This window comes from bacterium, from assembly GCA_027622355.1.
GTDB lineage: Bacteria > UBA8248 > UBA8248 > UBA8248 > UBA8248 > JAQBZT01.
Genome location: JAQBZT010000152.1, coordinates 1 through 7437 on the forward strand (window position 1 = coordinate 1; position 7437 = coordinate 7437).

The 7437-nt window shown below is 57.9% G+C and carries 7 protein-coding genes; all 7 read left to right on the forward strand.

Annotation, left to right across the window (positions count from 1 at the left end; all coding sequences use genetic code 11):
* The coding region (locus O2807_09655; GenBank protein MDA1000760.1) for a peptidylprolyl isomerase at positions 1 to 759 on the forward strand (759 nt) is incomplete at its 5' end.
* 6 nt (positions 760 to 765) lie between these two features.
* Positions 766 to 1080 (forward strand): S4 domain-containing protein, encoded by a 315-nt coding sequence (locus O2807_09660; GenBank protein ID MDA1000761.1) that lies wholly within the window; start codon positions 766 to 768, stop codon positions 1078 to 1080.
* A gap of 280 nt (positions 1081 to 1360) precedes the next feature.
* Positions 1361 to 1942: a bifunctional pyr operon transcriptional regulator/uracil phosphoribosyltransferase PyrR gene (pyrR, locus tag O2807_09665; protein ID MDA1000762.1), complete on the forward strand. Its 582-nt coding sequence runs from the start codon at positions 1361 to 1363 to the stop codon at positions 1940 to 1942.
* A gap of 3 nt (positions 1943 to 1945) precedes the next feature.
* On the forward strand, positions 1946 to 2947 hold the full coding sequence (locus O2807_09670; protein ID MDA1000763.1) for an aspartate carbamoyltransferase catalytic subunit: 1002 nt from the start codon (positions 1946 to 1948) through the stop codon (positions 2945 to 2947).
* Positions 2931 to 4253 carry a dihydroorotase gene (locus O2807_09675; protein MDA1000764.1) on the forward strand — a complete coding sequence of 441 codons (1323 nt, stop codon included), beginning with the start codon at positions 2931 to 2933 and terminating at the stop codon, positions 4251 to 4253. The genes O2807_09670 and O2807_09675 overlap by 17 nt, the downstream gene beginning before the upstream one ends.
* Complete coding sequence (gene carA, locus O2807_09680) at positions 4253 to 5338, forward strand: glutamine-hydrolyzing carbamoyl-phosphate synthase small subunit (protein ID MDA1000765.1); 1086 nt, start codon at positions 4253 to 4255, stop codon at positions 5336 to 5338. The genes O2807_09675 and carA overlap by 1 nt, the downstream gene beginning before the upstream one ends.
* A 4-nt stretch (positions 5339 to 5342) precedes the next feature.
* Positions 5343 to 7340, forward strand: a complete 1998-nt coding sequence (locus O2807_09685) for a DUF4365 domain-containing protein (GenBank protein ID MDA1000766.1) — start codon at positions 5343 to 5345, stop codon at positions 7338 to 7340.
* Positions 7341 to 7437 lie beyond the last annotated feature (97 nt).

Here is a 7437-nt window from a genome sequence, read left to right on the forward strand (position 1 = left end):
GGCGGTGATTTGGGGAATTTGAAGAAAGGAGAGGAGTTCCCGGAGTTTGAGGCGGCCGTTTTCTCTCAGCCGATCGGTATCGTGAGCCAGCCGATCCGTACCCGTGCCGGTTATCACATCATTTTGGTCACCGGCACGCGCGCCGGGAAAACCACCCTGCTCGCCGAAGTGTCCGAAAAGATCAAGGACAAGCTGTTCGACGAAAAACGGGCGCGCCGCTACCGGGAATGGATATCCGAGTTGAAGCGCTCGGCGTTTCTGGAGATCAATTACTATCCCCAGGCCGTAACCTCCAAGGATGGTTCCGTGGGGCCGCTCTTCCGGAACGTCCGCGATCAGGTGACGTTCCGGCTCGTTGAGATGAAGATCGTCAGCGGCGCGGGGCTGTTCTTCCGCGAGGAGATTTTCTGGGCCTACGGCACCAAACGGAAGGACCCGCGCTGGGAATCCGATAAACTCAAGGTTGACAACGAGCGGCGGCTCGACGCGGAGACCATCGGGACCTTGGGTCGGATGTTTCGCGAGTTCGTAAATCCCGACCCGGCCGCGAGCATTTTCTTTTTCAAGAACAACGCAATATGGCCCGCCTCTTTTCTCGGTAAGGTGAACTTCGCCGACATGATCAAAGCCTACTCTCTCAATCCTAAAATGAAGCACCTGGAACTTTTGATCGATTCCAAGCAAATTCGTCTTAAATTCGAAATCAAGGTGGAAAAAACCCGGAGCATCGTATCCGACAGCCAGGAAATTTCCGGTTAGGCCCCCGTGCGGATCGATCAATTTCTTGTCCTGTGCCGAATCGTGAAGCGAAGATCGCTGGCCAAGGAATTGGCCGACGCCGGCCAGATTCGTATCGGGGAAGAGACCGCAAAGCCGGGCCGCCAGGTCCGGGAGGGGGATGAGCTTGAGATCCGGCAGCCGGGACGCGTGCTGAGAGTTCGCGTGCGGGAGATCCCCCCGCGGCGGCCCTCACGGGAAGCGGCTCTGGCGTATTTTGAGATCATTGAAGAAACCCGGACAAAATCACCTGCCGACGACCGGCCGCCGGGCCCCTCGGTGGATTTTTTGAGCCGGAAGTAGAGCGGCCGACTTGCGCCGATGTCTCGAGACTGCTAGATTCGCCTCAATGATGTTCCAGAAGAAACCTTGGGCTGGGAAGTCCGCGTTTCGGATGGAGCGTCTGGAAAAGCGATAGTGCACTCCCCCTTTAATGCTGTTCCGAGAGACAGCAAAGGAGGTGCCGTGAGTTCCCTGCGGTTGCATTTAAAGCCACACCCAAAATCCACAACGACACCTCTGTTCCGGAAGGAATGGGGGTTTTTTTTCGCGCCTCTGCCCCGGCGCACCGGAGGCGCCCCCGATGGAGCGTGAAGAGATCGGGGCCGAGCAGATCGCCCGCACCCTGCGGCGCCTGGCGCACGAGATCATCGAGAAGGCCGAAGACTTTCGCGCCCTCGCTTTGGTCGGCTTGCGTACCCGGGGGGCACCGATAGCCGAGCGCCTCGCCGACCACATCAAGGCGTTCGAGGGAACCCGCCCGCCCGTTGGCATCCTGGACATCACCCTTTACCGCGACGACCTCGATCAATCGGGCGCGCGGACCAAGCTGCAGCGCACCGAACTGTCTTTTTCCCTCGAGGGAAAAGAGGTCGTGCTGGTGGACGATGTCCTCTACACCGGCCGCACGATCCGCGCCGCGCTGGCCGCGCTGGTGAACTTCGGGCGCCCTCGCAGGGTGGGCCTCGCCGTCCTGGTGGACCGGGGGGAGCGGGAGCTTCCCGTCCGGCCCGACTACGTCGGGCGGAATCTGGATGTCCGGCTGGGGGAGGAGGTGCAGGTGCTTATAAAGGAGATTGACGGCCGCGACGCGGTCGTTGTGCGCGAGATTTCTGTGAATTCCCAAAAGGCGGTTCCCCGTTCCGCCGGACAGAGGGAGGAGTGAGCCATGCAGCCGGAACCTTTCACCCGTAAGGACCTCCTCTCCATCCGGGAGCTCTCGGCCGGAGAGATTTTGTTCCTCCTGGATCAGACCGATTCGTTCCGGGAGGTGAACGAGCGCGACATCAAGAAAGTGCCCGCCCTGCGGGGCAAGACGATCGTCAACCTCTTCTTCGAGGTGAGCACGCGGACGCGCACCTCGTTCGAAATCGCCGGCAAGCGCCTCTCGGCCGACGTCATCAACATCACCGCTTCGGCGAGTGCGACCGAGAAGGGTGAAACCCTTCGCGACACCGCCCGCAACATCGAGGCGATGGCGACCGACGTGCTGGTGGTCCGCCACGGTGCCTCGGGGGCGCCCGAATTCCTCGCCCGGGAGCTTTCCTGCGGGGTGGTCAACGCCGGCGACGGCCGCCACGAGCACCCGACCCAGGCCCTGCTCGACCTCTATACCATCCGGGAGCACAAGGAGAACTTCGAGGGCCTGCGCGTCGCCATCGTGGGTGACATCGCCAACAGCCGGGTGGCCCGCTCGGACATCCTCGGGCTGCGCAAGCTCGGGGCCGAAGTCCTGGTCTGCGGGCCGCGCACCATGATTCCGGCCGAGTGCGAAACCCTCGGCTGCGAGGTGACGAGCGAGGTGGACGCCGCCATCGAGTGGGCGGACGTCCTCATGGCGCTCCGCATCCAGCTCGAGCGCGGTGCCGGGGCCGCCTTCCCGAGCGAGCGCGAATATGCGGCGACCTACGGCATCACCCACAAGCGTCTCCAGCGGGCCAAGGAGGACATCCTCATCATGCACCCCGGCCCCATCAACCGCGGGATCGAGCTGAGCCCCGACGTGGCGGACGGCCCCTTCTCCCTCATCCTCGAGCAGGTCGAGTACGGGGTCGCCTGCCGGATGGCGGTTCTCTACCTCCTCTCCGGTTCGGCGGGGCGGGGAGAGTTTCAGTCTGAAGCGCGCGCCGGAAAGGCCGAAAGGAGGGCGGAAGATGCCGTTGCTCATTAAGGGAGGGCGGCTCCTCGACCCCTTGGGGGGCACCGACGCCGCCCTCGATCTCCTCATCGAAAATGGGAAGATCGCCCGGCGCGCGCCGGACATTCCGCCCCGAAAGGGAGACGAGGTGCTCGACGCCGCCGGCCTCATCGTCTGCCCCGGCTTCATTGACATGCACGTGCACTTCCGCGAGCCGGGCCAGGAGTTCAAGGAAGACATCGAGAGCGGCACCCGGGCCGCCGCCGCGGGCGGCTTCACCGCCGTCGCCTGCATGGCCAACACCGACCCGGTAAACGACACGAGTTCCATCACCGAGCGCATCCTCAAGCGCGCCAAAGAAGCAGGCGTGTGCCGCGTCCATCCGGTGGGCGCCGTATCGGTCGGGATGAAGGGCGAGGGCTTGACCGAGATGGCCGAGCAGAAAAAACTCGGCGCCATCGCCTTCAGCGACGACGGCGTTCCCGTGCGCACGGCCGCCCTCATGCGCGCGGCGATGGAGTACGCCGGGATGCTCGGCATGCCCATCCTCGAGCACGCGGAGGACCTTTCCCTCTCCGGGGGAAAGGTGATGAACGAGGGCGCCGTCGCGACCCAGCTCGGCCTCGCGGGAAACCCCGCGGCAAGCGAAGACATCGCCGTCTACCGCAACATCCGCCTCGCCGAGCTGACCGGCGGCATCCTCCACATCCTGCACGTCACCTCCGCCGGCGCGGTGGATCTCATCCGCCAGGCCCGGGCCAAGGGCCTGCGCGTCACGGGGGAGGCCACGCCCCATCATCTCACCCTCACCGACGAGGCGGTGCGCGGCTTCAACTCCTCCGCCAAGATGTCCCCGCCCCTTCGCTTGGAGGCCGACCGCCAGGCACTTATCGCAGGCCTCAAGGACGGCACCCTCTCGGTCATCGCCACCGACCACGCGCCCCACTTCGAGGCCGAGCTCCAGGTCGAGTTCGACGCGGTGCCGAACGGGGTCGTCGGCCTCGAAACCGCCGTCTCCCTCGTGCTCGATCGGCTCGTGGGCGCAGGGGCGCTCACCCTGATGGAAGCCGTCTCGAAATTCACCGTAGGCCCCGCGAAAGTCCTCAACCTGCCGGGCGGCACCCTGGCCGAGGGCGCCCCGGGGGACGTGACGCTCCTCGATCTCGAGCGGGAGATCACCGTCGATCCAGAAACCTTCGAGAGCCGGGGGAGGAACACCCCCTTCGCCGGGTGGAAGCTCAAGGGCTGCGCCGCGGCGACGATTGTGGAAGGGGAGATCCGGATGCGCCGCACCGGGGCGGGCGTTCAGATATTCACCGGAGCGGGGGTGAGCGGCTGATGCGCGAGCTCAGGCCCGCTATTCTGGCGCTCGAGGACGGGCGCGTCTTCCGGGGCCGCGCTTTCGGCGCGTGGGCCGACGCCGAGGGCGAGCTCGTCTTCAACACCGCCATGACCGGCTACCAGGAGATCCTCACCGATCCCTCCTATCGCGGCCAGATGGTCGTCATGACCTATCCCCACATCGGGAACTACGGCGTTATTCCCGGCGATGAGGAGTCCCGCCGGGTGTGGACCGAGGCCTTCATCGTCAAGGAGATCTGCCGGAGGCCGAGCCACCACCGCGCGGTGGGGGACGTGGACGGCTACCTCAAAAAATTCGGCGTCCCCGGCATCGAGGGGATAGACACCCGGGCCCTCACGCGCCACATCCGCGAGGCGGGCGCCCTCAAGGCGGTGCTCTCCTCCACCACACTCGATGCGGACATTTTGATCGAGCGCGCGAAGCTGAGCCCCGGTCTCGAGGGGCGCGATCTGGTGCAGGATGTGACCTGCGCCAAGGCCTACCGCATGGGGGAGAGCGGAAAGCCGCTCTGCGTGGCCTATGACCTCGGGGCGAAGCGCGAAATCTTCGAGCAGCTGGCCGAGCGGTTTTTCCTCGAAATCGTCCCCGCCGGGGAGAGCGCCGAGGATGTCCTCCTGCGCGAGCCCGACGCCGTCTTTCTCTCCAACGGCCCCGGCGATCCCGCCGCCCTCGGCCACATCGTCGAGAACGTGAAAAAACTCCTCGGCAAGGTGCCCCTCGTCGGCATCTGCCTCGGCCACCAGATCCTCGCCCAGGCCCTCGGCGCCCGGACCTTCAAGCTCAAATTCGGCCACCACGGCGCGAACCATCCCGTCCAGCACCGGATCACCCGCAAGGTCGCCATCACGAGCCAGAACCACTCCTACGCCGTCGATCCCAAGAGCTTCCAAAAGGGCACCATTACCACCCACCTCAACCTCAACGATCAGACCTGCGAGGGCCTCATGTGCGCCGAGCCCCCCGTCTTCTCGGTCCAGTACCACCCCGAGGCCTGCCCCGGGCCCCACGACGCGAGAGAGCTGTTCGATCGGTTTTATGCGTTTTGTCGAGGGGAGGAGTAGGGAGGTGGGCGCTAAGCCGAGAATGCCGAAGAGGCCACGACAACATCAATTGGAAGATGCCTCTCGAAATGCTTTGCGTGGTTTGCTTCCTTCTGCATGGGTTTTTCGTGACAATCCGCAGGATTATGGAATTGATGGAGAGGTAGAAATATTCGACGATAATGGAAATGCAACGGGGAATTTATTTCTAGTTCAGATTAAAGCTACTGACGCCTCTCTCCCAAAGAACGCTTTGTCGTTTCCTTTGAAAGTTGAAGCGTGTAGATATTATTTATCTCTTGATCTTCCGGTTTTGATTGTTCGATATCATGCGTCATCAAATGCATTTTATGCCAAATGGTTTGAGACCTTTGAGCTTCCTTCGTGGGAGAAAGCAAAGAGGCAGAAGACGATTACATTTAAAATGCCAGAAGAAGATAGGATAACTGCAAAGTATATGTCTGATTTGCCATCAAATCTTGAAGTACTTAAGCAAGTTAAATTCCCTAATATTCATCTGCCAATTCCCTTTGAATTGAGAATTTCCGAACCAAAAATGTTTGGACAGACTGCGGCCGAATTATCGTCAAAAATAAGAAAAGAGGCAGGCAAGGTTCCCGAAGTTTTACGTATTGGTTTAAGGAAATATGACCAAGTTAAGTTGCTAATTTCGGTGCATAAGAATCGAACTGTTGTTAGGTTGGCCGGAATTCCTATTTATATGTTGGAAATGAGTAAAAAATATAAGAAAAAAGAGGTGCATGAAAAGTTTCCGAGCGATGTATTGGTTTGTGTAGCGGTCGGTTTGTATTTTCGGAGCCATTTTATGCCTGCATCGAAAATATTTTCTGAATTTTCCTTGCAATCGAACATCATAAAGGAAGCAGAAGTGGCTGTTCATTGCGTGGTCTGTATGACACGAGCTGGATTAATAGAAGAGGCTTTGAAAATAGCGGAATATTTACATTCGATAGAAGGCGCTGAATTGAGTGCGCTTTCACAGTATCTAATGTCATTGATTTATTGCAGTGAAAATGTGGGTGAGTCAGGCGTACTTAAGAAATATTTGGGTAGGCAGATTGAATATGCCAAAAGTTCGGGGCAGTCACATCGGTTGGCTACGGCGTATTACAATTTTGGAAACCATATTCGTGGGAAAGAAAAAGATATTGAAGCATTTAGGAGCTATAGGCTCGCCTCGAAAACTGACAATCAATATTTGAAGCGTCCTTATTTTTGGAAAGAAGTTGGGGGAATCTTATTTGAATCTGGGCATTATAAATGGGCGTCTGAATCATATTCCCGGGCGCTTAAATTGGGGGAAGTTGGTGAATGCCATGCTTTATATGCCGACAGCCTCATGTATGCGGGCCAATATGAACGGGCTGTCGCTGAATTAGATAAGTATTTGAAGTCTGAGAAATCTCCTCCCGCAGTTTGGTGTTTGAAGGGATTTGCCTTCAAAAAAGTATCCGAGATTTTGAAATTGAAGACACAAAAAAGAAATAAGCAAAAGGCTAAAGAATGTATTTACTTTGAGAAAAATGAAAATGATTCAGATGTTAAGGATAAGTGCGAGGAGGTATTGCGATTTCACGATTCTTTAAATGCACCGGCCTATTTTAATTTGGGGCTTATCGCTTCTCGCGAAAATGAGCTAGCAAAATCCTTTTTGTGTTTTTTGATGGCTGCTCTTTTAAACGTCAGTGATGTTGAATCTTGGTGTAATACAATTTTGGCGGGCTTCCCCATTGATATTGGAATTCCGGAGCATTTTTTGATTAGAGTGATTCAAGTAGCATATCAAAAAAATTCCGAACGATTTATGGAGCAGTTAATCGAAAATGTTAATCAACAATCTGGGGATTTTCAGAAAGATGAATTCTTGAATCTTATGAATGAGGTTATATCAAGTATTCCTGGTGAAAAGTATCCTGTGAAAATGAGGCTTTTGGGGGCCGATGGGGAGTTTGCAACTTTATATTCTGGAGACCGCGACTTGATTGAGAGGGCTGGAACATAGAGGGGTATCTCGGACGGAAGGTTGAAAGCGAGGAACGAACAATTGCCCAAACGATCCGACATGCAAAACTTAACTTTCCTTCCTTCCCCCCGCCCTA